The sequence below is a fragment of the Enterobacter sp. UNJFSC 003 genome, assembly GCF_036903355.1.
Lineage (GTDB): Bacteria > Pseudomonadota > Gammaproteobacteria > Enterobacterales > Enterobacteriaceae > Enterobacter.
This window is the reverse complement of the sequence record NZ_JBAKHK010000004.1, coordinates 161,263-185,298: the sequence shown is the minus strand read 5'-3', so window position 1 is coordinate 185,298 and position 24,036 is coordinate 161,263. Positions and strand designations below refer to the sequence as shown.

Below are 24,036 nucleotides of genomic sequence, written 5' to 3'. Positions count from 1 at the left end.
TAATTCACGCTACCGACAGCATGCCTGCAGCGGAAAAATGACAGGTTTACTTGTTAGGGGGATGTAACCGGTCTGCCCTGATGATAACACGACGGAGAGGCAGCGCAACCGCAGACAGTGCGCTTAGACAGAGTATGATAAACTGCGATTATTAACAGGCTGCTAAGCAACAGCATGCTCAATCAGTGGTAGCGCTTACATATTCACTTTGGCATCAACATGAGGGACGTTAATGCCTGATTTCCTTTTCTTTATCAATGAAATCCTATGGGGTTCGATAATGATATACCTGCTTTTGGGAGCAGGTATTTGGTTTACGTTACGCAGCGGTTTTATCCAGTTTCGCTATATTCGCAAATTTGGCAGAAGTCTGAAAAACAGCGTCACCCCACAGCCGGGCGGATTAACGTCGTTTCAGGCCCTCTGCACCAGCCTCGCCGCGCGCGTCGGCAGTGGCAATCTGGCGGGGGTGGCGCTGGCCATTAGCGCCGGGGGGCCGGGTGCCATCTTCTGGATGTGGGTCACGGCAATGATCGGCATGGCCACCGCATTTGCCGAATGCTCTCTGGCACAGCTCTACAAAGAAAAAGACAATAACGGCCAGTTTCGCGGCGGCCCGGCCTGGTACATGGCACGCGGGCTGGGAATGCGCTGGATGGGCGTGCTGTTCTCCGTCTTCTTGCTTATCGCTTACGGCCTCATCTTCAATACCGTGCAGGCCAATTCCGTTGCCCATGCTTTGCGCTACGCCTTCGCGTGGCCTGAGTGGGTCAGCGGCGCCGTTTTAGCACTTCTCACCCTGATCGCCATCTCTACCGGCCTTAAGGGCGTTGCCCGTCTGATGCAGTGGTTTGTTCCCATCATGGCGTTGCTCTGGGTTGCCGCCAGTCTGCTCGTGACTGTGCTCAACATCGAACAGCTTCCGGGCGTGATAGCCACCATATTTAAGAGTGCCTTTGGCTGGCGAGAAGCGGCGTCAGGGGCGCTGGGCTATACCCTTAGCCAGGCGCTAACGGCAGGCTTTCAGCGGGGCATGTTTTCCAATGAGGCCGGCATGGGCTCAACGCCGAATGCCGCCGCCACCGCCGCATCGTGGCCCCCTCACCCGGCCGCACAAGGCATCGTACAGATGATTGGCGTTTTTACGGATACCATCATCATCTGCTCCGCCAGCGCGATGATCGTGCTGCTGGCCGGCCCTCTCCCTCATCCATCAGAGACCGTTGGGATCCAGCTTGTCCAGCAGGCGTTGGTTAATCTTGTCGGCGTCTGGGGGGCAGGCTTCGTCTCATTGATCGTGGGACTTTTTGCCTTTAGTTCGATCACGGTGAATTACATCTATGCGGAGAACAACCTCATCTTCCTGAAGGTAGACTCGAGGCATTCGCGTAACCTGCTGCGCGTGGGGGTAGTAGCCATGATAATGTCCGGTGCCCTGCTCAGCATGCCGCTGGTCTGGGAACTGGCGGACGTCATTATGGCGCTGATGGCAATCACCAACCTGACGGCAATATTGCTGCTCTCTCCGGTGGTCACGCTCATTGCCCGGGACTACCTACGCCAGCGCAAGCTTGGGATCCCGCCGGTATTTGATGCCTCGCGTTACCCCGACATTGAAGCGCAAATCGCCCCCGGCGCGTGGAATGATTTACCGCGGCAATAACAGCTATCGATCAATTCAGGGCGATTTTTTGTTAAAGTCGCTCTAAATTTCCTGCAAGGACTGGATATGCTGATTCTGATTTCACCTGCCAAAACGCTCGACTACCAGAGCCCGCTCGCTACCGAGCGTTATACCCAGCCTGAACTGCTGGACTATTCGCAACAGCTCATCCGCGAAGCGCGCAAGCTCTCTGCGCCGCAAATCGCCTCGCTGATGAGCATCAGCGATAAACTTGCGGATCTGAACGCGACCCGTTTCCATGAATGGCACCCGGATTTCACGCCAGCGAACGCACGTCAGGCGCTTTTGGCCTTTAAAGGCGATGTCTATACCGGCCTGCAGGCGGAATCGTTCAGCGAAGCCGACTTCGATTTTGCCCAACAGCATCTGCGCATGCTGTCAGGTCTGTATGGCGTACTGCGCCCGCTGGACCTAATGCAACCCTATCGTCTGGAAATGGGTATTCGTCTGGAAAATGCCAAAGGCAAAGACCTGTACCATTTCTGGGGTGACATCATCACCGACAAACTTAACGCTGCGCTGCATGCTCAGGGCGATAATATCGTGATTAACCTGGCTTCTGATGAATACTACAAGTCCGTGAAGCCGAAGAAGCTGAATGCGGACATCATCAAGCCCGTCTTCCTCGATGAGAAAAACGGTAAGTTTAAGGTCATCAGCTTCTATGCCAAAAAAGCGCGTGGACTGATGAGCCGCTACATCATTCAAAACCGCCTGACAAAACCCGAGCAGCTGACCGGGTTCAAGAGTGAGGGCTATTTCTTTGACGCAGAAGCGTCAGGGAAAGGCGAACTGGTGTTTAAACGCCACGAGCTGTAAAACAAAACCCCGCCAGTTGGCGGGGTTTGCATTAGTGATGCTTCCAGTCCGGGCCTGAGTGGCGATCGTCGTGACGATCGTGGTGGTCTTCATGGCGATCGTCATGTTTACGATGCTCATCATGTGGACGCCAGTGGTTATCACGCCAGTCATAATGAGATTTCCACCAGTCATGGTCGCGCCAGCGGCCGCCGTCCCAGTAGTGTCCGTTATTATCCTGGTCGCCAATCTGCAGTTTTACAGCGGGCACAAGAGTGATCTCCGCAGCCTGAACCGCCATAGGAGCGACCAGCATCAGTGAAAGTGCGATGAGCGCGGGTTTCAGTTTTGACATAGGTGACTCCTTATTATTCTTGCCCAACGTGGGCCGATGTAAGGAGATTACGCGAGAGGAATAGGGGATGTAATTCTCTGCAATCCTAAACGCTAAGTGACCGCATTTATTGAGAATTTTTGCTTTTTTACTGCTATTTTTCTCCTTAATTTCTCCATAAAAAAGCCGGGTGGCACCGCAGCGCCATCCCGGCCAGGGACATTACGCTCGAGTCATCATCAGCTTACGCAGCGCGGCAAAGTCCGCTGGCAGCTCATGGGACAAAAGCGGAAGGTCGGCGCGGTCAGCCAGCTCTTTTGGCAGCGGCAGCGTTTCACCCAGAATCGCTTCCACGCTCTCTTTGAACTTCGCAGGATGCGCGGTGCCCAGGAACAGACCATATTCACCCGGATTAAGCTGATCGCGCAGCGCACGGTAAGCAATCGCCGCGTGCGGCTCAGAGGTGTAACCTACTGCTTTCAGCTCTCGCAGGGTGGCTTTGGTGGTTTCATCGGTTACCGCCGCGTAGCCCAGATCGCCCAGACGCCACACCTTACGGCGGAACAGCTCCTCCACGCGCGGCCAGTTGTTTGGCTGGCTCACGTCCATGGCATTAGACAGCGTAGCCTGAGTCGCATTTGGCGCCCATTTACCGTCTTTCAGGAAGCGCGGTACGGTGTCATTAGCATTGGTTGCAGCGATAAAGCGCTTCACCGGCAGCCCAAGAGATTTTGCCAGCAGGCCTGCCGTCAGGTCACCAAAGTTTCCGCTTGGAACGGAGACCACCAGCTGATTGCGTGCTTCCTGCGGCAGCTGCGCCACCGCTTCGAAGTAGTAGCAGATCTGCGCCAGCAGGCGGCTAATGTTAATGGAGTTGGCCGAGTTCAGGCCCAGCGCCACTTTCAGTTCTTCGTCATCGAACGCCTGTTTAACCAGCGCCTGACAGGCATCGAAATCACCGTCGATCGCCACGGTTTCAATGTTGCCGCCAAGGGTACAGAAGAGTTTTTCCTGCAGCGGACTGATCTTGCCTTTCGGATAGAGAATCACCACGCGCACATTCTTCAGCCCATAAAAGGCATGAGCCACTGCCGCACCGGTATCACCGGAGGTCGCGGTCAGAATTGTCACCGGCTTGTCGCCGCTGATGTGGGTCAGCATCTGCGCCATAAAGCGCCCGCCGAAGTCTTTAAACGCAAGCGTTGGTCCGTGGAACAGCTCCAGACAGCCAATATCCGGCTCGACCTGCTTTACTGGCGCCGGGAAAGCGAACGCCGCGCGCACGCGCTCTTCCAGCAGCTCCTGCGGGATTTCGTCGCCGATAAACGCAGACAGAATTTTGGCGCTGCGGGTAACAAAATCCTGCTTCAGCAGCGCATCAACATCGGTAAGCGGAAATTCTGGCAGGTCATGGGGGAAGAACAGCCCCTGATTTTTGCCCAGCCCCTGAGTCACCGCCTGCGCGAAGCTGACCTGCTCGTTATGATCTTTAAGATTGTAGAGTTTCATTATTTATCCCAGTACTCGTGCGCCAGCCGTGTCCAGACGGCAAATATGAACAAAGCCTTCCTGATTTTGCAGGTAGTGTTTAGAGAGCCAGTCGGCCACGCGCTGCGCCGTGTCTGGCTTGTCGCACAGGGCGAACAGCGTCGGGCCGGAGCCGGAGATGCCGCAAGCCTGTGCGCCGATATCCATTGATGCCTGTCGCGCCTCGTTAAAGCCGGGCAGCAGCTTAGTGCGGTAGGGCTCGGCAATGACGTCTTTCATTAGTTTTGCGGCTAGCTGCGGCTGACGGGTGTAGCAGGCATGAATAAAGCCGGCCAGATGACGCCCGTGGGCAATGCAGTCCTGGCGGCGGTACTGCGCTGGCAGGATCGCACGCGCTTCAGCCGTGGAGACTTTAATCCCCGGATAGGCCAGCACCCACAGCCATTCATCAAACCCTGGCACCTGCTGGCTGATGATGCCATTTTCCTCAATCATCAGCTGCATTCCGCCAAGGAAGCATGGCGCGACGTTATCATAATGGATGCTGCCAGAGATGCGGCCTTCCAGTTCGCCCATTAAGCCCAGCAGACGGTTATTGTTCAGCGGCTTACCGCAATGCTCGTTCATCGCCACCAGCCCGGCGACGACGGAACAGGCGCTGGATCCCAGACCAGAGCCAATCGGCATGCTTTTTTCCAGCGTCATGGCGACCGGCACGTTTTTACCGATCTCCTGACAGAAACGCTCCCAGCACTGAAAAACGATATTCTCGCGCGGGTCGGACGGCAGTTTGCTGGCGAAGCGGCCAACATTATTCAAACTGAAGCTTTCCGCCGCTTCAACCGTCACCGTATCGCCCAGCAGCGAGCCATCCACCGGCGTGACCGCCGCGCCCAGCACGTCGAATCCGACGCTCATATTGGCGCTGGAAGCCGGGGCATAAACTTTGACCATGTTAAACTCCTAACTTCCATGACAGGGTACGCAGCAGATCGGCAAACACGCCCGCCGCCGTCACGTCGTTCCCTGCGCCATAGCCGCGAAGGACCAGCGGTAATGGCTGATAATAGTGGCTGTAAAACGCCAGGGCATTTTCGCCGTTTTTCACTTTGAACAGCGGATCGTTCCCGTCCACTTCTGCAATCTTCACGCGGCAAACGCCATCTTCTTCAATGTTGCCAACATAGCGCAATACCTTACCCTCATCACGGGCTTTCGCAACACGCGCGGCAAAGGCATCATCAAGCTGTGACAGATTCGCCATAAAGGCAGTGACATCCCCACCGTCATCAAACTCTGCCGGCAATACGGGTTCAATCACGATATCCGAAAGCTCCAGCTCGCGTCCGGTTTCACGGACAAGGATCAGCAGCTTGCGCGCCACGTCCATGCCGGAGAGATCGTCACGCGGATCCGGCTCGGTGTAACCTAGCTCGCGGGCGGCGCGGGTCGCTTCTGAGAGGCTCATTCCCTCATCCAGCTTGCCGAAGATAAACGACAGAGAGCCGGAAAGAATGCCGGAGAAGCGCTGCAGCTCATCACCCGCATTCAGCAGATTTTGCAGGTTCTCGATAACCGGCAAACCTGCGCCTACGTTGGTGTCGTACAGAAACTTACGGCGCGACTTACTCGCCGCCAGGCGCAGCTGGTGATAGTAATCCATCGACGAGGTGTTCGCCTTTTTGTTTGGCGTTACCACATGGAACCCTTCACGCAGGAAGTCTGCGTACTGATCGGCAACGGCCTGATTCGACGTGCAGTCAACAATCACCGGGTTAAGCAGATGATATTCTTTCACCAGACGGATCAAGCGGCCCAGGTTGAACGGCTCCTTCGCCTCGCTCATTTCCGCCTGCCAGTTTTCCAGATTCAGGCCGTGTACGTTGGTCAGCAGCGCTTTTGAATTCGCGATCCCACACACGCGCAAATCAATATGTTTCTTCTTCAACCACTCCTGCTGGCGCTTCACCTGCTCCAGCAGCGCGCCCCCGACGCCGCCCACGCCAATCAGGAAAAGCTCAATGACCTGGTCAGTATTGAACAACATCTGATGAACCACGCGAACGCCCGTGGTGGCATCGTCGTTATCGACAACCACGGAGATTGAACGCTCAGACGAGCCCTGTGCAATCGCCACAATGTTGATATTGGCCCGCGCCAGCGCGGCAAAGAATTTGGCAGAGATGCCGCGCAGCGTGCGCATGCCGTCACCGACCACAGAGATTATTGCCAGACGTTCCTGAATAAATAGCGGCTCCAGCAGCTCTTCTTTCAGCTCCAGATAGAATTCTTCTTCCAGCGCACGGCGAGCGCGCAGACAGTCACCCTGCGGCACGCAGAAACTGATGCTGTATTCAGAAGAGGACTGAGTGATTAATACCACCGAAATACCGTTACGGGACATGGCAGCAAAGACGCGCGCCGCCATGCCAACCATCCCTTTCATGCCCGGACCAGAGACGCTGAACATCGCCATGTTGTTCAGGTTGGAAATACCTTTTACCGGCAGCCCATCTTCATCGGTGCTGGCGCCTATCAGCGTACCTGGCGCTTGCGGATTACCGGTGTTTTTAATCAGGCAAGGGATCTGGAACTGAGCGATCGGAGAGATGGTACGCGGGTGAAGCACTTTTGCGCCGAAGTAGGAAAGCTCCATCGCTTCCTGATACGACATCGACTTCAGCAGTCGGGCGTCGGGTACCTGCCGCGGGTCGCAGGTATATACGCCGTCGACGTCAGTCCATATCTCACAACAGTCTGCGCGTAAACAGGCGGCCAGCACGGCGGCAGAGTAGTCAGAGCCGTTACGGCCCAGCACCACCAGCTCACCTTTCTCGTTGCCCGCGGTGAAGCCCGCCATCAGGATCATGTGGTCAGACGGGATTTTACTTGCGGCAATGCGGCGGGTTGATTCGGCAATATCAACGGTAGATTCGAGGTAATGACCCACCGCCAGCAGTTTTTCAACCGGGTCAATAACGGTAACGTTATGACCGCGCGCTTCCAGCAGGCCCGCCATGATGGCGATAGACAGTTTTTCCCCACGGCAGATGAGCGCCGCGTTGATGCTGTCCGGGCACTGACCCAGCAGGCTGATGCCGTGTAGCACATGTTTGAGCTGGGCGAATTCATGCTCAACAACGGCTTTCAGCTGTACCAGCGGGAAACCTGGCTGCGCATCCGCCAGCCCCTGCAGCAGTTCAGCAAAAATGCGTTCAGCGTCGCTAATGTTCGGGAGGGCATCCTGACCACCGATGGTTTTTTCAATCATCGCCACCAGATGGTTGGTGATTTTTGCCGGGGCAGAAAGCACGGTTGCAACCTGCCCCTGCCTGGCGTTGCTTTCCAGGATATCGGCAACACGCAGAAAACGTTCTGCATTTGCCACTGATGTACCGCCGAACTTCAACACTCGCATGGTTCTACCTCGTTTCCTTTAGCCGAAAAAAAAGCCCGCACTGTTTGGGTGCGGGCTTTTTTTTGTTTTTCCTGTACGCGTCAGCCCGCATCGTTACCTGTGGTAATGATGATGGTTGTTGTAATGGTGGTGATGCTGATGCGTTTCATGGATGTTGTGTACTCTGTCATTATTATCTGTCTGTGCTGTATTCTTTTAGGGTTAAAGGATTGGGCACCTTAAGTCAATGAATTTTTAATTTGATCACATTTCGGCACGCTCTCACGTCCCGCTGTTTGCAGAATTATTTTCATCCGATTCCCCCAGATGCAACCCCTACGATCAGAAGCTTAATCCATACTAAAAACATATGACAGCATTTTACTCGGCCAATTTTTTTTCAATATCATGCAACAAACGGTGCAGCATTGCCGTGTCACGTTGCTCAAGACGCCCCAAACGCTGGTGTAGCCAGTCCGCCATTTTCTGATCGTCAGCCACGCCTAGCTGCGATAAGAGATTCTCCACGCGTGCGCGCAGCGCGGCCAGCTGGTTTTCATCTGTGCCGGTGACTGGGGGCGACGCAATTTGCATTAAGGATGCTAATTGATAGCAATACACCATCACCGCCTGGCCTAGATTCAACGAGGGGTAATCCGCGGCCATCGGTGCCCCCGTCAGGACGTCCGCCAGCGCCAGCTCTTCGTTTGTTAATCCGGAATCTTCACGGCCAAACACCAGCGCAGCGTGCGTCAGCCACTGGCTTTTCTCTTCCAGCATGGGCACCAGTTCCGCAGGCGTGGCGTAATAGTGAAACTTTGCCCGGCTGCGGGCTGTGGTGGCAACGGTAAAGGAGACGTCGTGCAACGCCTCGGCGAGCGTCGCGTAAGTCGTTATATTATCGAGGATATCGCCCGAACCGTGCGCCACCCAGCGAGCCGCAGGTTCCAGGTGTGCGACGCTGTCTACGATACGTAAATCGGTAAAACCCATGGTCTTCATTGCACGCGCCGCAGCGCCTATATTTTCGGCTCTGGCGGGCGCGACCAGTACTATCGACAGATGCATTTATGCTCTCTTTTTAATCAGTTAGCGGGGGGAAACGTGATGCACTTCAACATATTACGCAGCACGAATTTACAAAATTGCAACACAAATCACCGAAATAGCGTTTCATAACAAATTAAAAACGCTAAACTATTTTGTGGCTGAACAATCAGTTAGAATGTTAACAGAACCGGCTTATCCTTATGTTTTGTAATGATAATGGTCGTGTGAATACCCTTTTATGATTGGATTCGTATCGTTTATCAATCATTCTCCGCAACTAGTTGGTTTATTGAAAAATTGTGACAAAGGCTAGCATTCCGATACGATGATTTCATCAAACTGTTAACGTGCTACAATTGAACTTGATATATGTCAACGAAGCGTAGTTTTATTGGGTGTCCGGTGTCACTTAGCCTGTTATGTTGCTGTTAAAATGGTTAGGATGACAGCCGTTTTTGACACTGTCGGGTCCAAAGGGAAAGTACCCACGACCAAGCTAATGATGTTGTTGACGTTGATGGAAAGTGCATCAAGAACGCAATTACGTACTTTAGTCACGTTAGGCCGGTCATGTTAATTTGCGACATGTATCAGGCAGGTCAGGGACTTTTGTACTTCCTGTTTCGATTTAGTTGGCAATTTAGGTAGCAAACATGCAGACCCCGCACATTCTTATCGTTGAAGACGAGTTGGTTACACGCAACACGTTAAAGAGCATTTTCGAAGCAGAAGGCTACGATGTCTTTGAAGCGACCGATGGCGCAGAGATGCATCAGATCCTTTCTGAAAATGATATCAACCTTGTCATTATGGATATCAACCTGCCGGGCAAAAACGGTCTTCTTCTGGCACGCGAGCTGCGTGAACAGGCGAACGTCGCGTTAATGTTCCTGACGGGCCGTGACAATGAAGTTGATAAAATTCTTGGCCTGGAAATCGGTGCGGATGACTACATCACCAAACCGTTCAATCCACGCGAGTTAACCATTCGTGCACGCAACCTGCTGTCCCGCACCATGAACCTGGGTACGGTCAGCGAAGAGCGCCGTAGCGTAGACAGCTACAAGTTCAACGGCTGGGAACTTGATATCAACAGCCGTTCACTGATTAGCCCGAACGGCGAGCAGTATAAACTGCCGCGCAGTGAGTTCCGCGCGATGCTGCATTTCTGCGAAAACCCGGGCAAAATTCAGTCCCGTGCAGAACTGCTGAAGAAAATGACCGGCCGCGAGCTTAAGCCTCATGACCGTACCGTAGACGTGACCATCCGTCGTATTCGTAAGCACTTCGAATCTACGCCTGATACGCCGGAAATCATCGCCACTATTCACGGCGAAGGGTATCGTTTCTGCGGTGACCTGCAGGAGTAATCCCGCACGTCAGGCATAAAAAAACGGCGCATTCGCGCCGTTTTTTTTATTTCCAAATACGCAGGGGATCGTTATCAGGTTCAACCGGGGGCTGCGGGCGCTTCGGCTGAGAAAGCGAGTACCAGTCAAAGTGACGCGTCAGATACATCACGGCGAACAGCGCCAGGGCAAGAACCGCAGAGCCGAGCAGCAATGCGCTATCCTCCGATCGCAGCAGGAACCACATCACCACGTCCAGCCCCAGCAGCGCCAGAACAAACATCCCGCTTCGCTTCAGGCTTCTCAACACGGCGTGCAGATACATCCCGTTCATTGCGGCCCCTACAAGGCTGGCGATGATCCAGGCCGGCGTAAAGCCAACGTGTTCAGACAAGGCCAACAGCACCAGATAAAAAAGCACCAATGACAGCCCGACCAGCAGGTATTGCATGGGGTGCAGTCGCAGTCCTGTTAAGGTTTCGAACACAAAGAAGGACATAAACGTCAGCGCAATCAATAAAATCGCGTACTTAACCGCACGGTCTGTCAGCTGATACTGATCCGCAGGGGTAGCAACCGTAACGCTAAAGGCCGGGATCGTTTCCCATTGCGGGGACTCTTGCCGGTCAAACCAGCCTTCCATATTGTTGGCAAACCAACTGCTCTGCCAGTTAGCCTGAAATCCAGACTCGCCGATTTGATGTTTCACCGGCAGGTAATTCCCCATAAAGCCCGGATGCGGCCAGTTACTGTTGAGCGTCATTTCGCTGTTGCGTCCCACCGGCACCACCGCAAAGCTGCCGGTACCCGCCAGATTCAGGGACATCTCCAGCGCAAACGTTTTGGCCTCCAGCGCCTTGTCGGTCAACGGAATGTGAATGCCGGACAGTGACCCATAAACGCCCGACCCGGGCTCCACGCTCACGGCTTCACCGTTGATGTCAGAGACCTTAACCGTGCCAATGCCGCGGGCATCACCCACGCCTACCGTGATAAACGGCTGCCCCAGCGTCATCGTTTCGCCCTTCAGCTGCGCCAGCTTCTCTGTGTTAAATTGCGCTTTGATTTTCAGGTCCGTATTCCAGATTTGTCCGTCATAAATGCCAATACTCCTGGATTCAACATGTTGATTACCTTCGACAAGCAGCGACTCCGGCAAGATAAAATGGATATAGCTTTGCTTGTATTCGACCTTTTTCTCGTCTTCCATCTTATAAAAGATTTCCGTGATCGGAATGGCAATCAGCGGGCCGATCAGTTTCTGCGGGCCGCTGGTGCTTTGACGAAGCGTATCTTCGACATCATTGCGGTAACTTTCACGCTCTGAAATCAGGTTACTGACCATAAACAGCGGGACTAACAGCAGCAGGATGCACCCCAACAGGGTGCTTACTTTCCAGAACAGGGGGGATTTCATCATTACGTCTCCTTTGTGATGGGAAGAGCGTAACCCGGCTATGTGGGGCCAGTTTGAAGTTATGTGAAGGGACGGTGAAGTGTCAGCGTGGCCTTAACGCCCCCCTCACTTCGGTTTTGCAGAACTATCTCACCCTGATGCAGACGCGCCACCTCCTGGACAAATGCCAATCCCAGGCCGCTGCTTTTGAGACCGTTATCTCGCGGGAGAGAGTAAAAGCGTTCAAAAATACGCGCCAGAGCGTAATCCGGGATCCCGCTTCCGCTGTCGATGACCGTGAGCTGTACCTGCTTTTGCACCTCATGCGCCGCCAGTTCAATGGAACCGCCCAGTGGCGTAAAATCGATGGCGTTATCCAGTAAATTACCCAGCGCCTGTTCAAGCAGGTCAGAATCGCCGATCGCCTGGAGCGAGGTTTCCCGAAGGCTAAGGGTAATATTTTTCGCCGCCAGCAGCGTCGAGCGCGCCTCAGCCAGCCGCGTAAACAGAACGTCGATGCTGACGCTCTCGGGAATAATCTCTACCCGATTTTCCAGACGCGCCTGCGCAAGCAATTTTTCTACCAGCGACTGCATACGCGCGTTTTGCACCAGAATATTGTCGATAAACCTGCTCGCCACGGACGGCGCCGGCTGCTCTGAGAGGATCTCTGCTGCACCGCGAATCGCAGCCAGCGGGCTTTTCAGCTCGTGGGTCAGCGCATAGACGTAATGTTCAATGTAATTTTTCCCTTCCAGACGAATACGCATGTTTTCCAGCGCCTGCGCCAGCTTGCGCAGTTCACTGCTGCCAGGATTAGGCAACGGGAGAGGCGCATCCGTCGTCACCGAGTCAGCGTAGCGCGATAAGGTGCTGATGGAACGGTTAATCCACCACGCCACGGCCAGACCAATCAGCAAAGCAATGCCGAGCAGCGCCCCGCCCGCCCACAGGATCCGACGCTCGCTGCGGTGAATCACCGGTGCCATTGCGCTGTTAGGTTTCCCGACTGAAACGACGCCGATAATCTTGCCCTGATCCACAACCGGTGCGGCAACATACATCACCGTACTCTGCGGATCGTCAGGATTGGCTTGGGTACTGCGCGCGCCATATTCGCCACGGAGCGTTAACCAGACGTCGTTCCAGCGCGAGTAATCTTTACCTACGGCAAGCCCGGCGGAATCAAACACCACCCTTCCCTGCGCGTCGGTCATATAGACGTGATACTCGTTGCGAACTTTATGGATACCGCCGATATTGGCGCGAAAGGGCCGCTGATGGAGCCGGGAGAAGGCCTGCGCCAGCCTGCCCTTCTGGGCATCTCCCGAAAGGAGATCGTCGCGCCCGACTTCAGCCAGCAAGGTTGCCGTATCAATCAACGTGCCTTCCGTTGCCCTGCGCACGCCGGGTTTGATTTCTTGCACAAAGATTGACAGCACAAACCACGCGGCGATGGCAACGATCAGGAAGTAACCCAGCAACAGCCGCATGCCAATGCGCATTAACCGAGCCCCAGGCTATAACCCATCCCGCGATGCGTGTTGATGGGCGACAATGTATCATTCACTGCCCGCAGCTTGGCGCGAAGCGTTTTGATATGGGTGTCGACCGTACGGTCGAAGCTGTCACCGTCTTCGCCCCACACGTTGTCCATGAGCTGCTGACGGGAGAAAACACGGCCCGGCGCCTGCAGCAGCGTTTTGAGCAGCAGGAACTCGTAGCGAGTCAGCGGTAAAGGCTCGCCGCACCAGCAGATGCGCGCGGCAGGCTCGTTTAGCTCAAATTCCCCGATACGGAGAATGTCAGAAGGCGCGGCGGATTTTTGCATCCGTCGTAATATCGTCCTCACCCTGGCGCAGACTTCGCGCGGTGAGAAGGGTTTGGCGACGTAATCATCGGCCCCCATTTCCAGACCGAGCAGCTTGTCCACTTCATCGCTGCGCGCCGTCAGAAACAGCACAGGCAGTAGCGGATGCTGGGCCAAAAGCCGCCGACACAGCTCAAAGCCGCTAATATCCGGCAGGCCAACATCCAGAATCGCCAGCGCGGGAACCTGCAGCCGCGCGGCCTCAAGCACAGGTAAACCGCGCTCAAAGGCCATCACCGCGAATCCCTCTTGCTGGAGCATGTAGATAAGCGTATCCGCGATACTGATTTCATCTTCAACCAGCCAAACCACAGGTTGTTGCATGATGCGTTCCTGTATTAATGCCACGGCATAATAGGCACCGCGCTGATCGCGTTTTTAGGCGAGCCTTCAACCACTTTATCGGAATAGGCGAGATAGGCCAGGGTATTGCGTTTTGCATCATAGAAACGCACCACCTGCAGCTTTTTAAAGACCAGCGAGGTCCGTTTCTGGAATACCACGTCCCCTTGTGCTTTGCCGTTTTTGATTTTGTCACTCAGTTCAACCGGGCCAACCTGTTGACACGAAATGGCGGCATCCGAGGTATCTTCCGCTAACCCAAGTCCACCTTTAATTCCCCCGGTTTTCGCCCGGCTAACATAGCAGGTAACGTTTTTCACATCCGGGTCGTCGAACGCTTCAACAACGATTTTATGATCAGGGCCGAACATTTTGAACACGGTATCGACGGAGCCGATCTGCTCCGCCTGCGCAACACGTCCGACCATCAACAGCAACGCAGTAAAGAGTAATGTCTTGTATTTCATATTGTTACCATTCTTTAAAATTACACTGGGCGATTATTCAACACTTTAGACAAAAATGTAGCAAGATCACAGGATTAGAATATATTCGCCCAAAACACACCACAAAAAGCATTTATGAGCAAAAAAAACACTGAATGCTAAAACATCAAAAAATGCTATTATCCGCTAACCTGTTATCAGGCACCTGCTGTTTTAAGGATGAGGATAGTATATGGATCAGGCTGGAATTATTCGCGACCTGCTAACCTGGCTGGAAGGTCATCTCGACCAGCCTTTGTCACTGGATAATGTGGCGGCAAAAGCAGGCTATTCCAAGTGGCATCTGCAAAGGATGTTCAAAGATGTTACCGGTCATGCTATCGGTGCCTATATTCGCGCGCGTCGTCTTTCAAAGTCTGCAGTGGCGTTGCGTCTGACCGCGCGCCCGATTCTGGATATTGCTCTGCAGTATCGTTTCGATTCGCAGCAAACCTTTACCCGCGCCTTTAAAAAACAGTTCTCGCTGACGCCGGCGCTCTATCGCCGTTCGCCTGACTGGAGCTCGTTTGGTATGCGCCCGCCGCTGCGTCTGGGCGAGTTTGCCATGCCGAAATATGAAATGGTCACCCTACCTGAAACCCATTTGATCGGTACAACGCAAAGCTACTCGTGTTCTCTGGAGCAGATTTCCGAATTCCGTCATCAAATGCGCGTGCAGTTCTGGCGCGATTTCCTGAGCCACGCGCCGTCCATTCCACCGCTGCTTTATGGTCTGAACGAAACGCACCCTAGCCAGGAAAAAGACGACGAGCAGGAGGTGTTCTACACCACCGCGCTCACGCCAGACATGGCAAATGGCTATATTCAGGGCTCAAAGCCGGTGGTGCTGGAAGGTGGCGAATATGTCATGTTCACGTACGAAGGGCTAGGAACGGGCGTTCAGGAGTTTATCCTGACCGTTTACGGAACCTGCATGCCAATGCTGAATCTGAATCGTCGTAAGGGTAAAGACATTGAGCGTTACTATCCGGCAAGCGATGTGAAGCCGGAAGAACGCCCAATCGATCTGCGTATGGAATTCTTGATTCCGGTACGTCGTTAACGCTGCAGTTCGTCCAGCGCAGGGGCATCAAGATGCGAAATGTCCCCTGCCATCTCCACAACCCAGCCCGACGCCAGCCACGCGCTTTCCTGGTAATCGATACGGGAAATCGAACAGTTGCGCAGGCGCAGGCGGCGTTCAGCATACGCTGGCAGCCCCAAAATAGTGCTCACCAGACATCCCAGCGCAATACCGTGGCTGACGAGCAGTGGACGACTCCCTGCTGGCAGCTTAAGGCATTCCGCCAGCGCAGCGTGCATGCGAACGCTCAGCTCCTGCATGGATTCACCTTCCGGAATACGGCCATCTTCCGTGCCGTTAACCAGCGTGCGACGCCAGCCTTCTTCTGTTTCCGTTAACGTGTCGATATGGCGCTTTTCCAGCACGCCCATATCCAGCTCACGCAGGCGTGGCTCAAGCATGACATCACAGCCGCAGGCATCAGCAATAATGCGCGCCGTCTGCTGTGTGCGACCGAGATCGCTGGTGATAACGTGCGTAATGCCCAACGTTCTGGCGCGTTCTGCCACCTGCCACGCTTGCTGCACACCCTTCTCGGTGAGAGGACTGTCTGACTGGCCTTGAATACGTCGCTCGGCGTTCCACTGCGTCTCACCGTGGCGAACAAGGTATACCTGTAACATGCTTTTTTTCCGTTATACTGCGATGAATTTTTTGAATCGAGCTTAATTATGCACCATGTTGTCTCTGCTACCACCAATCCTGCCAAAATTCAGGCAATTCTAAGGGCATTTGAAGAGATCTTCGGCGAAGGATCCTGCCATATTGATGCCGTCGGCGTCGAGAGCGGCGTTCCTGAACAGCCGTTTGGAAGCGATGAAACGCGCGCTGGCGCACGAAATCGCGTAGAGAATGCGAAGGCTGCCGCGCCGGACGCTGACTTCTGGGTCGCGATTGAAGCGGGCATCGACGAAGGGGCCACCTTTAGCTGGGTGGTGATCGAAAGTCGTGAACAACGAGGCGAAGCCCGCTCAGCCACTCTGCCGCTGCCGGATGTTATTTTGGAGAAAGTCAGCGCGGGTGAAGCGCTGGGGCCGGTGATGTCGCAGTACACCGGCATTGATGAGATTGGCCGTAAAGACGGGGCTATTGGCGTCTTTACCGCCGGCGCACTGACGCGCTCAAGCGTTTACCACCAGGCGGTGATCCTCGCGTTAAGCCCGTTCCATAACGCCATTTACCGTTGAACGCCCAATAACACAGACTCCAGCCACTGGCGCAGCTCGACGGGTGCGGATTTCAGGCTGTTTGAGCCGCGGGTAATCGTTGCGATGCCCGCGCCCAGCTCGTTTTTCAGCTCGCGCTGGCTCATCTCGCCGCGCAGCAGTTCTTCAATAATGCGCACGCGCGTGCCCAGCGCTTCGCGCTCGTCGGGCGTGAGCATCAGCTGCAGCAAGGGTAGATGCAAATCCTGATCGTAAGACTGGCGGAGCAACTCCACAAAACGAAGCCACTCCTGATTGCGTTGTTCGGCCATTGCCGAGGAATACGGGGAATGCTGGGTCATGTTATGCTGCCTCTTGTACTCATTAGCGAGTACAGCATAACACAACCCACGCCGATCAGTAACGTCTCTGCCACTCGGCATCGCTCATCAGGGTATCTTTCTCCCCCATGAAGTAGCGATAGTACGCATCATACGCCAGCACGTTCTTCACGTATCCACGCGTTTCGGAGAATGGAATGCTCTCCACAAACGCCACGGCGTCGATGCGTCCGGCGCTGTTCCCGAGCCAGGTGCGCACGCGCCCAGGTCCCGCATTGTAGGCCGCCGACGCAAAAATACGGTTATTGCCGAACTGCTGATAGACATACTGCAGGTAGCTGGTACCGATGTTGATGTTGGTATCGGGATCCAGGAGCTGCGACGGGCTGCTGTAGCCAGGAATAGTAAACATCTTCACCGTGTGCGTCGCGGTTCCCGGCATAATCTGCATCAGGCCGCTGGCGCCGACCGGGGAACGCACTTTCGGGTTCCATGCGCTCTCCTGGCGAGCAATCGCCATGGCGTAGCTTTGCGGGATATCTTTGCCGCTGGTATAGCGCTCGAACAGATCGTTGTAAGCCAGCGGGAATCGCTCTTCAAGATGATCCCAAAGCTTACCGGCGATCGTTGCCTGCACGCTCAGATCCCACCAGTGGTTATCAAACGCATAGCGGGCAAGCTGGGCTTTCTCGTCGGTTGTGCGGCTGGTCACCAGGTTGGCCCATTCGCTGCGGGCGGTATTGTCCATATTCCAGTACATCAGCTCGCGAACGCGCGCCATCTCTGGCCCCTGGATCAGCGTTGGGTTGGCGTTCGCAGGCGCTTTGTCGATCTTAAGGGTATATTCTTCGCCCAGACGCTGCGCGGCGGCCATGGGGTAAAACCCGCGCTGCTGCATCAGTGCGTGAAGGATCGCTTTGGCTTCGTCCTCACGACCGCGCTCCAGCAGCAAGTCGGCCTGCCAGTAACGCCATTCATCTTTCTCTTTGGCATCCATGGGCAGACGCGCAAGCCAGGTATTGAGTCCACGGCGATCGCCGGTGCCCAGCGCCATGCGCACGCGACGCTCCACAAGGGACGTGGAGTTTGAGCGCATAATCGCGTCATCACGCCAGCGGGCCTGTTCGTCGGTCACATCCGTTCCCATCAGTCGCCACGCCACGGTATCGCGCAGTTCCTGGGTTTGGTCTTCATTGAGCTGCTGCGCTTGCACCAGCTGTGGGATCATCAGCCGCGCGTTTTCCACGTCATCACGCGCCACGCTGGTAAACGCCACCGCCGCCATCTGACGGGTAAAATCGGTTGCGCCGGTACTACGAGCAAAAGTCAGCACCGAATTAGGATCGTTTGCCAACCCAATCACGGCTGTGGAGATGGTTTGATAATCCGACGGCATCTGTCCTGCCAACGTGGTGACCAGACGCGTGTTCCCGGCCTTCATTGCCAAACGAATACGCTCCAGATAGGCCAGCGGATCCTGCTTGCCAGAAGCGCGCCATGCGCCAAAGAGTGAATCGCAGGCATTTGGCTGGCTTTTGCCGGTAAGCCACAGATCTTTCGCACCTGCCCAGGCCTCATCCTGCTGGCCGGTAGCCCATTTGGCATAGTAGTAGTTACATTGCGCCTCGGTGGTGCCCGGTTTTTCGGGGCTGAAGGCCAACAGCCCACGCCAGTCCTCGCGACGCGCCAGCTCGTTCACAAAGCGAGACTGCAGATTACGGGCGGGCGGCAGGGTCGGGTTCGCCTGAATAAAGTTGTTAACAGTGACCGTTGGTTGATTCATGAGATCGTCAGTAATCTGGCGATACTCGAGATACGGATACAGCGGATAGTCTTTCAGCGTCGGCATCAGCGACTGGACGGTATCCATCTGCTTGTTGTCCCACGCCTGTTTAATTTGGGCGTAGCGGTTACGTTGTTCGTCCAGTGAATCGGCATGCACCGCCTGGCTTACCGCCATTACGCATACGCTGGCAGCCAGCAGACGCCAGACCACCCGTTTGGCTTTTTCCACAAGCTCTTCCTCATTGTTTTTTCATCAATTGCAGCGTCTTGCCACATAAAAGTCTCATCAACTTATGCTAACCAGGCATCCTGCAACGCGCCACGTCATGGACACTTTTTTACCTTTCTTGCGCGTTTTAACACTCCCGACGTTCCTGGCTGGGATTAGGGCGTGAAAAAGGCTACACTTCGAGGCTGAATTCCAAACTCATCACGATAAAAGAGGCGAAGTCCAACGTGGCTCAATTCGTTTATACCATGCATCGTGTCGGCAAAGTGGTTCCGCCGAAACGTCATATTCTTAAAAATATCTCGCTGAGCTTCTTCCCGGGCGCAAAAATCGGTGTTCTGGGTCTCAACGGTGCCGGTAAGTCCACCCTGCTGCGCATCATGGCCGGCATCGATACAGACATCGAAGGTGAAGCCCGTCCGCAGCCTGGCACCAAGATCGGCTACCTGCCGCAGGAACCTCAGCTGAACCCTGAACACACCGTGCGCGAATCCGTTGAAGAAGCGGTTTCCGAAGTGGTTAACGCGCTGAAAGGTCTGGATGAAGTGTATGCCAAATACGCCGAGCCGGATGCGGACTTCGACAAACTGGCTGCACAGCAGGGTAAGTTTGAAGAGATTATTCAGGCACATGACGGTCATAACCTGAACGTGCAGCTGGAGCGCGCGGCGGATGCCCTGCGTCTACCAGACTGGGATGCAAAAATTGAGAAGCTCTCCGGTGGTGAACGCCGCCGCGTGGCGCTGTGCCGCCTGCTGCTGGAAAAACCAGACATGCTGCTGCTTGATGAACCGACTAACCACCTGGACGCAGAATCTGTGGCCTGGCTGGAGCGCTTCCTGCATGATTTCGAAGGTACCGTTGTGGCAATCACCCACGACCGTTACTTCCTCGATAACGTTGCGGGCTGGATCCTGGAGCTGGACCGCGGTGAAGGTATTCCGTGGGAAGGTAACTACTCCTCCTGGCTGGAGCAAAAAGATCAGCGCCTGGCACAGGAAGCGTCTCAGGAAGCGGCGCGCCGTAAATCCATCGAGAAAGAGCTGGAGTGGGTTCGTCAGGGCGCTAAAGGCCGTCAGTCTAAGGGTAAAGCCCGTCTGGCACGCTTCGAAGAGCTGAACAACACTGAATACCAGAAACGTAACGAAACCAACGAACTGTTTATTCCACCAGGAGCACGTCTGGGGGATAAAGTGGTTGAAGTCAGCAACCTGCGTAAGTCTTACGGCGATCGCCTGCTGATTGACGATCTGAGCTTCTCCGTACCGAAAGGCGCTATCGTCGGGATCATCGGTCCTAACGGTGCGGGTAAATCCACGCTGTTCCGCATGATGTCCGGTCAGGAACAGCCTGACAGCGGCTCGATCACCCTGGGTGATACCGTCAAGCTGGCCTCCGTTGACCAGTTCCGTGACGCGATGGATAACAGCAAAACCGTGTGGGAAGAAGTGTCCGGCGGGCTGGATATCATGCGTATCGGCAACACCGAAATGCCAAGCCGCGCTTATGTTGGCCGCTTTAACTTCAAAGGCACCGACCAGGGCAAACGCGTCGGCGAACTGTCCGGCGGTGAGCGTGGTCGTCTGCATCTGGCGAAACTGCTGCAGGTTGGCGGTAACGTTCTGCTGCTCGATGAACCCACAAACGACCTGGACATCGAAACCCTGCGCGCGCTGGAAAACGCCCTGCTGGAGTTCCCGGGCTGTGCCATGGTTATCTCGCACGACCGTTGGTTCCTTGACCGTATTGCGACCCACATTCTGGATTACCAGGATGAAGGCAAGGTGGAGTTCTTCGAAGGTAACTTCACCGAATACGAAGAGTACAAGAAACGCACGCTGGGCGCTGACGCGCTGGAGCCGAAGCGTATTAAGTACAAGCGTATTTCGAAATAAAAGCACAACGGCAACTTCGGTTGCCGTTTTTTATGTTTAGCTCACTGCCTCACGTAAAACCGCTTCACCTCATCAAACTGCATCGCAAATTCGATATAGCTCATCAGCGCAGGTGAATTCAGCTTGCGGCTCGGGTAAGCCAGCCACAAATCGTTACCTTCGACGTTCCACGCCGGCAGCACCTGAACCAGCGCTCCCTTTTCTATGTTATCTTCCAGCAGAAAAGCAGGCAGCAAGGTGATCCCCGCGCCCGCAATCGCGCATTCGCGGGCATAGACCAGGTTATCCGTCAAATGCGCGTTATCCGGCAAATAGCGATAATCTTCGCTCTCGCTTTGCAGTAACCATTCTGACCAGGCCTTGTGGGTAATACACCGGTGCTCCACCAGCTGGCGGGGATGATTCAGCGGCTCCTTGCGCGCCAAATAATTCGGCGAGGCCAGCATGTAGCGTGGGCAATGGCCAATCATGCGGCCGATCAGAGACGAGTCCTGCGGCTGACCGGTACGCAGCGCCACGTCAAAGCCAGACTCGACGAGATCGAGTACGTCGTCAGAAATAGAGACATCAAGAGACACCTCAGGATAGCGGAGCTGAAATTGTGCATTCAGATGCGCCAACAGCGTTGCGCCGATGCCTGCCGGGCAGGTAATACGCAGCCGTCCGCTGGGGTTTTCACGCAGTCGCTGAATGGCATACTCCGCCCTCTCGCTGGCCGCCAGCATCTCCCGACAGTGCACAAGGTAGTGCTCGCCCGCGAACGTCAGATTCAGCCTGCGCGTGGTGCGGTTCAGCAAGCGGATCCCCACCTGCTGTTCAAGCTGGCTGATACGCTGGCTGACGCTGGATTTCGGCAGTTCCGCTTTCTGTGCCGCCGCGGTAAAGCTGCCCATCTCTGCCACCAGCGCAAACAGCGCCATATCCTGCAGCTGTTTAAACATGATTGTTCATCCTGTACGAACGCTGAGTTCTTGATTGTCCATCTTATCATGCCACTGACGACTTAATAGACTAGCCTTAACAAAACGCATTCTATTGAGGAGCTCACCATGTCAGTTAAAGCGATTGCCGTTAACCCTGCGAACCCTTCTGCTTTTATTGAAATCACCCCACCGATGCCGCAGCCTGGCGAATACGATGTGCTGGTCGAAGTGAAGGCTATCTCCATCAACCCGGTTGATACCAAAGTGCACGCGGGTATTGCTAAAAACGGGCTGAAAGAGCCTCGCATTCTCGGCTGGGATGCCAGCGGTATCGTCAACGCCGTTGGGGCACGCGTAACCGGATTCAAACCCGGCGATGAAGTATGGTACGCGGGCGACATCACACGCCCGGGGAGCAATACGACCCACCAGCTGATTGATGCACGCATTGTCGGGCGCAAACCTACCAGCCTCGGCTGGGCGGCTGCCGCTGCGCTGCCGTTGACCGCACTCACCGCGTGGGAAGGTCTGTTTGAACGGCTGAACATCCAGGATGCCGGATCGGATAAAACGCTGCTGATCGTCGGCGGTGCGGGCGGTGTAGGATCGCTGGCGATCCCGTTTGCCAGGCACAAGAGTAAGGTGACGGTGATCGCGACTGCCTCCCGGGAAGACTCCGCCCAGTGGTGTCGCGATCGCGGTGCGGATCGTGTCGTGAACTACCGCGATCTGAAAAGTGAACTGGCGAAACAGGGCATCACTTTTGTGGACTATATTTTCATCCTCAACGATACCGACGGCCATTGGGATGCGGTCAGCGAACTGATTGCGCCGCAGGGGCATATTTGCTCTATCGTTGAAAACGAACGTCCATTGAATCAGGATAAGCTGAAATCAAAATCTGCCGCACTGCACTGGGAATTTATGTACACCCGCAGCATGTACCAGACCGCCGATATGGCGCGTCAGGGCGAGATCCTCAATGAGGTGGCGAAGCTGGTAGATAATGGCGTGGTGGAAAGTTCGCTGAGTGAAACACTTCACGGGCTGAGCGTGGAAAGCATTACTGAGGCGCACCGTAAAGTGCTGGAGGGGCATATGCGCGGGAAAGTGGTGGTTGAGTATTGAGTGGTCTGATTCCCTCACCCTAACCCTCTCCCAAAGGGAGAGGGAGGTTAAAGCTTACCTCTGCTCCCCCATCATCTCCTTCACCAGCTCGACGCAGCGCAGGAAACGGGAGTCGTAGTCCGACTCTTCGACATGCACAAACTCAACGTTGTTCTCGTTCAGCATCTCCACCAGCATGGACTGGAACTCTTTTCTGTCTACCGAGCTGCCAAGGCTGCGCATGCCGTCTGCTACCCACGGGGTGTTGTTCTCCAGCAGGATCACCAGGTCAAAGCGGTATTCATCAATCAGCGCCTGAACAAACGGGTGCTCGCGCCCTTCATACTTTTTACAGAACGCCTGAGTGGTCACGAAGTCCGTATCGATAAATGCCACTTTATTGGCATATTTGACAGCAAAATCAATGTACTGGGCATGGCCGAGGGCAATTTTGTCGTAGTCGGAATACTGCAGCGCCATCTCGTCACCGCCAAGATGAGAGAACACATAGTCGCGCCCATATTCCCACGCACTGGTGGTGTTAAAGATATTCGCCAGCTTGTTGACCAGCGTTGATTTACCGCTTGATTCCCCGCCCAGAATGGCCACCGTACGAACAAAGAACGGCTTCACTTCGGTCGGGATGTAATCCCAATAGCGAGACGGGTTTTCGCGGATTTGCGCCCCGCTGATGTTCATAAAGGTACGTTTAGGATCGATAAGCACCGTCTCGATACCCAGATGCTCGCGGAACTGCGGCGCATCGGACTCTTCAGAGGTGTAGATCCAGTTCGGGGCAATCCCCTTCTCTTCCATAAACGTTTTAATACCGTTGCTCCACACGTCCCAGCCGTGCGGATACGGCTCCATGCCCTCTTCGTTAAAGGCATGAATACGGATATTTTTCTGATATTTGAAGGTTTGAAGCAGCCAGCGCAAGCGGTCCGACACCGTCGGCTGCTGCGACATGGCGCTGTCTTCAAAAAGCTGACGGTCACGGGTTTCATCATAACCCATGATGATGTGTAGCTCATCGACCTGACTACAGGCGCGCTGGATCAGATAGATATGCCCGGTGTGCAGCGGGTAGAACTTACCAAACACCACGCCGATGTTCTTTTGCATACGCGGGAATTCAAGCCCCAGAAAGCGATGTAGCGCTTCCAGTTTTTGCGCGCTGGGGCTTTTGATTTTGGCATTCAGCAGCTGGCTCAGGTAGCCTTTGGTCATGCCGCTGGCATCCGCCACCTGCTGTAACGTGCAGCCTTTCTGACGGATTGCGGTCTTGATGTAGTCAAATGATGACATAAATTACGGTGCCTCCTGCAAAAATC

General features: G+C 54.8%; 23 protein-coding genes and 1 other annotated feature. Of the genes, 7 read left to right on the top strand and 16 right to left on the bottom strand.

The window, feature by feature from the left end; translation table 11 throughout:
- The first annotated feature begins 232 nt into the window (after positions 1 to 232).
- Together V5P19_RS12955 and yaaA are read left to right on the top strand one after the other, a co-directional pair.
- Positions 233 to 1,663 carry a sodium:alanine symporter family protein gene (locus tag V5P19_RS12955; protein ID WP_334403841.1) on the top strand — a complete coding sequence of 477 codons (1,431 nt, stop codon included), beginning with the start codon at positions 233 to 235 and terminating at the stop codon, positions 1,661 to 1,663.
- A 66-nt stretch (positions 1,664 to 1,729) separates the two neighbouring features.
- The gene (yaaA, locus tag V5P19_RS12950; RefSeq protein ID WP_334403839.1) at positions 1,730 to 2,503 is read left to right on the top strand and encodes a peroxide stress protein YaaA; all 774 of its coding nucleotides are present in this window, start codon (positions 1,730 to 1,732) and stop codon (positions 2,501 to 2,503) included.
- Between the two features lie 31 nt (positions 2,504 to 2,534).
- Here yaaA and V5P19_RS12945 read toward each other — a convergent pair whose 3' ends face one another.
- From V5P19_RS12945 to yjjY, 7 genes are all read right to left on the bottom strand, one after another.
- The gene (locus V5P19_RS12945; RefSeq protein WP_334403837.1) at positions 2,535 to 2,837 is read right to left on the bottom strand and encodes a DUF2502 domain-containing protein; all 303 of its coding nucleotides are present in this window, start codon (positions 2,835 to 2,837) and stop codon (positions 2,535 to 2,537) included.
- A 201-nt stretch (positions 2,838 to 3,038) separates the two neighbouring features.
- On the bottom strand, positions 3,039 to 4,325 hold the full coding sequence (gene thrC / locus V5P19_RS12940) for a threonine synthase (protein ID WP_334403835.1): 1,287 nt from the start codon (positions 4,323 to 4,325) through the stop codon (positions 3,039 to 3,041).
- A gap of 3 nt (positions 4,326 to 4,328) precedes the next feature.
- Positions 4,329 to 5,258, bottom strand: a complete 930-nt coding sequence (gene thrB / locus V5P19_RS12935; protein ID WP_334403833.1) for a homoserine kinase — start codon at positions 5,256 to 5,258, stop codon at positions 4,329 to 4,331.
- 1 nt (position 5,259) lies between these two features.
- Positions 5,260 to 7,722, bottom strand: a complete 2,463-nt coding sequence (gene thrA, locus V5P19_RS12930) for a bifunctional aspartate kinase/homoserine dehydrogenase I (protein WP_334403831.1) — start codon at positions 7,720 to 7,722, stop codon at positions 5,260 to 5,262.
- Positions 7,723 to 7,746: 24 nt separating this feature from the next.
- Positions 7,747 to 7,864, bottom strand: a sequence feature (Thr leader region).
- On the bottom strand, positions 7,803 to 7,871 hold the full coding sequence (gene thrL, locus V5P19_RS12925) for a thr operon leader peptide (protein ID WP_015572623.1): 69 nt from the start codon (positions 7,869 to 7,871) through the stop codon (positions 7,803 to 7,805). (Overlaps the previous feature by 62 nt.)
- Before the next feature lie 211 nt (positions 7,872 to 8,082).
- On the bottom strand, positions 8,083 to 8,769 hold the full coding sequence (locus tag V5P19_RS12920; RefSeq protein ID WP_334403829.1) for a tRNA/rRNA methyltransferase: 687 nt from the start codon (positions 8,767 to 8,769) through the stop codon (positions 8,083 to 8,085).
- A gap of 399 nt (positions 8,770 to 9,168) precedes the next feature.
- A complete protein-coding gene (gene yjjY, locus V5P19_RS12915; RefSeq protein ID WP_001541509.1) occupies positions 9,169 to 9,309 on the bottom strand; it encodes a protein YjjY in 141 nt (46 codons plus the stop codon).
- A gap of 95 nt (positions 9,310 to 9,404) precedes the next feature.
- On the opposite strand from yjjY, the gene arcA reads away from it, so the two are divergent.
- The gene (gene arcA, locus V5P19_RS12910; RefSeq protein WP_003856501.1) at positions 9,405 to 10,121 is read left to right on the top strand and encodes a two-component system response regulator ArcA; all 717 of its coding nucleotides are present in this window, start codon (positions 9,405 to 9,407) and stop codon (positions 10,119 to 10,121) included.
- 46 nt (positions 10,122 to 10,167) lie between these two features.
- Here the strand turns inward: arcA and creD are convergent, their stop codons facing one another.
- From creD to creA, 4 genes are read right to left on the bottom strand one after another with little or no spacing between them, the layout of a single operon-like run.
- Positions 10,168 to 11,520, bottom strand: coding sequence for a cell envelope integrity protein CreD (gene creD / locus V5P19_RS12905; RefSeq protein ID WP_334403827.1), 1,353 nt, complete (start codon positions 11,518 to 11,520; stop codon positions 10,168 to 10,170).
- A 56-nt stretch (positions 11,521 to 11,576) separates the two neighbouring features.
- Positions 11,577 to 13,001, bottom strand: coding sequence for a two-component system sensor histidine kinase CreC (gene creC / locus V5P19_RS12900; protein WP_334403825.1), 1,425 nt, complete (start codon positions 12,999 to 13,001; stop codon positions 11,577 to 11,579).
- On the bottom strand, positions 13,001 to 13,690 hold the full coding sequence (creB, locus tag V5P19_RS12895) for a two-component system response regulator CreB (RefSeq protein WP_334403822.1): 690 nt from the start codon (positions 13,688 to 13,690) through the stop codon (positions 13,001 to 13,003). Before creB ends, creC begins: the two co-directional genes overlap by 1 nt.
- A gap of 14 nt (positions 13,691 to 13,704) precedes the next feature.
- Positions 13,705 to 14,175: a protein CreA gene (gene creA / locus V5P19_RS12890; protein ID WP_334403820.1), complete on the bottom strand. Its 471-nt coding sequence runs from the start codon at positions 14,173 to 14,175 to the stop codon at positions 13,705 to 13,707.
- A 211-nt stretch (positions 14,176 to 14,386) separates the two neighbouring features.
- Here creA and robA point away from each other — a divergent pair, with 211 nt between their 5' ends.
- The gene (gene robA / locus V5P19_RS12885; protein ID WP_334403818.1) at positions 14,387 to 15,256 is read left to right on the top strand and encodes an MDR efflux pump AcrAB transcriptional activator RobA; all 870 of its coding nucleotides are present in this window, start codon (positions 14,387 to 14,389) and stop codon (positions 15,254 to 15,256) included.
- Here the strand turns inward: robA and gpmB are convergent.
- Complete coding sequence (gene gpmB, locus V5P19_RS12880) at positions 15,253 to 15,900, bottom strand: 2,3-diphosphoglycerate-dependent phosphoglycerate mutase GpmB (protein ID WP_008502057.1); 648 nt, start codon at positions 15,898 to 15,900, stop codon at positions 15,253 to 15,255. The genes robA and gpmB overlap by 4 nt on opposite strands.
- 48 nt (positions 15,901 to 15,948) lie before the next feature.
- Between gpmB and yjjX the strand changes: the two genes are divergently transcribed.
- Complete coding sequence (gene yjjX / locus V5P19_RS12875; RefSeq protein WP_334403817.1) at positions 15,949 to 16,464, top strand: inosine/xanthosine triphosphatase; 516 nt, start codon at positions 15,949 to 15,951, stop codon at positions 16,462 to 16,464.
- Here the strand turns inward: yjjX and trpR are convergent.
- Both trpR and sltY read right to left on the bottom strand, forming a co-directional pair.
- Positions 16,455 to 16,784 (bottom strand): trp operon repressor, encoded by a 330-nt coding sequence (trpR, locus tag V5P19_RS12870; RefSeq protein ID WP_334403815.1) that lies wholly within the window; start codon positions 16,782 to 16,784, stop codon positions 16,455 to 16,457. The two genes, yjjX and trpR, sit on opposite strands and share 10 nt — an antisense overlap.
- Before the next feature lie 55 nt (positions 16,785 to 16,839).
- Positions 16,840 to 18,777 carry a murein transglycosylase gene (gene sltY, locus V5P19_RS12865; protein ID WP_334403812.1) on the bottom strand — a complete coding sequence of 646 codons (1,938 nt, stop codon included), beginning with the start codon at positions 18,775 to 18,777 and terminating at the stop codon, positions 16,840 to 16,842.
- 227 nt (positions 18,778 to 19,004) lie between these two features.
- On the opposite strand from sltY, the gene ettA reads away from it, so the two are divergent.
- On the top strand, positions 19,005 to 20,672 hold the full coding sequence (gene ettA, locus V5P19_RS12860; protein ID WP_334403810.1) for an energy-dependent translational throttle protein EttA: 1,668 nt from the start codon (positions 19,005 to 19,007) through the stop codon (positions 20,670 to 20,672).
- Between the two features lie 41 nt (positions 20,673 to 20,713).
- Here ettA and V5P19_RS12855 read toward each other — a convergent pair whose 3' ends face one another.
- Positions 20,714 to 21,613, bottom strand: a complete 900-nt coding sequence (locus V5P19_RS12855; RefSeq protein WP_334403808.1) for a LysR family transcriptional regulator — start codon at positions 21,611 to 21,613, stop codon at positions 20,714 to 20,716.
- Positions 21,614 to 21,721: 108 nt separating this feature from the next.
- Between V5P19_RS12855 and V5P19_RS12850 the strand changes: the two genes are divergently transcribed.
- Positions 21,722 to 22,723, top strand: coding sequence for a zinc-binding alcohol dehydrogenase family protein (locus V5P19_RS12850; RefSeq protein ID WP_334403806.1), 1,002 nt, complete (start codon positions 21,722 to 21,724; stop codon positions 22,721 to 22,723).
- Between the two features lie 54 nt (positions 22,724 to 22,777).
- Here V5P19_RS12850 and nadR read toward each other — a convergent pair whose 3' ends face one another.
- The gene (gene nadR, locus V5P19_RS12845; protein ID WP_334403804.1) at positions 22,778 to 24,010 is read right to left on the bottom strand and encodes a multifunctional transcriptional regulator/nicotinamide-nucleotide adenylyltransferase/ribosylnicotinamide kinase NadR; all 1,233 of its coding nucleotides are present in this window, start codon (positions 24,008 to 24,010) and stop codon (positions 22,778 to 22,780) included.
- Between the last annotated feature and the right edge of the window lie 26 nt (positions 24,011 to 24,036).

Coding starts and splice junctions, on each gene's coding strand:
- V5P19_RS12955 (WP_334403841.1), top strand. CDS start 233: ATGCCTGATTTCCTTTTCTTTATCAATGAAATCCTATGGGGTTCGATA.
- yaaA (WP_334403839.1), top strand. CDS start 1,730: ATGCTGATTCTGATTTCACCTGCCAAAACGCTCGACTACCAGAGCCCG.
- V5P19_RS12945 (WP_334403837.1), bottom strand. CDS start 2,837: ATGTCAAAACTGAAACCCGCGCTCATCGCACTTTCACTGATGCTGGTC.
- thrC (WP_334403835.1), bottom strand. CDS start 4,325: ATGAAACTCTACAATCTTAAAGATCATAACGAGCAGGTCAGCTTCGCG.
- thrB (WP_334403833.1), bottom strand. CDS start 5,258: ATGGTCAAAGTTTATGCCCCGGCTTCCAGCGCCAATATGAGCGTCGGA.
- thrA (WP_334403831.1), bottom strand. CDS start 7,722: ATGCGAGTGTTGAAGTTCGGCGGTACATCAGTGGCAAATGCAGAACGT.
- V5P19_RS12920 (WP_334403829.1), bottom strand. CDS start 8,769: ATGCATCTGTCGATAGTACTGGTCGCGCCCGCCAGAGCCGAAAATATA.
- arcA (WP_003856501.1), top strand. CDS start 9,405: ATGCAGACCCCGCACATTCTTATCGTTGAAGACGAGTTGGTTACACGC.
- creD (WP_334403827.1), bottom strand. CDS start 11,520: ATGATGAAATCCCCCCTGTTCTGGAAAGTAAGCACCCTGTTGGGGTGC.
- creC (WP_334403825.1), bottom strand. CDS start 13,001: ATGCGCATTGGCATGCGGCTGTTGCTGGGTTACTTCCTGATCGTTGCC.
- creB (WP_334403822.1), bottom strand. CDS start 13,690: ATGCAACAACCTGTGGTTTGGCTGGTTGAAGATGAAATCAGTATCGCG.
- creA (WP_334403820.1), bottom strand. CDS start 14,175: ATGAAATACAAGACATTACTCTTTACTGCGTTGCTGTTGATGGTCGGA.
- robA (WP_334403818.1), top strand. CDS start 14,387: ATGGATCAGGCTGGAATTATTCGCGACCTGCTAACCTGGCTGGAAGGT.
- gpmB (WP_008502057.1), bottom strand. CDS start 15,900: ATGTTACAGGTATACCTTGTTCGCCACGGTGAGACGCAGTGGAACGCC.
- yjjX (WP_334403817.1), top strand. CDS start 15,949: ATGCACCATGTTGTCTCTGCTACCACCAATCCTGCCAAAATTCAGGCA.
- trpR (WP_334403815.1), bottom strand. CDS start 16,784: ATGACCCAGCATTCCCCGTATTCCTCGGCAATGGCCGAACAACGCAAT.
- V5P19_RS12855 (WP_334403808.1), bottom strand. CDS start 21,613: ATGTTTAAACAGCTGCAGGATATGGCGCTGTTTGCGCTGGTGGCAGAG.
- V5P19_RS12850 (WP_334403806.1), top strand. CDS start 21,722: ATGTCAGTTAAAGCGATTGCCGTTAACCCTGCGAACCCTTCTGCTTTT.
- nadR (WP_334403804.1), bottom strand. CDS start 24,010: ATGTCATCATTTGACTACATCAAGACCGCAATCCGTCAGAAAGGCTGC.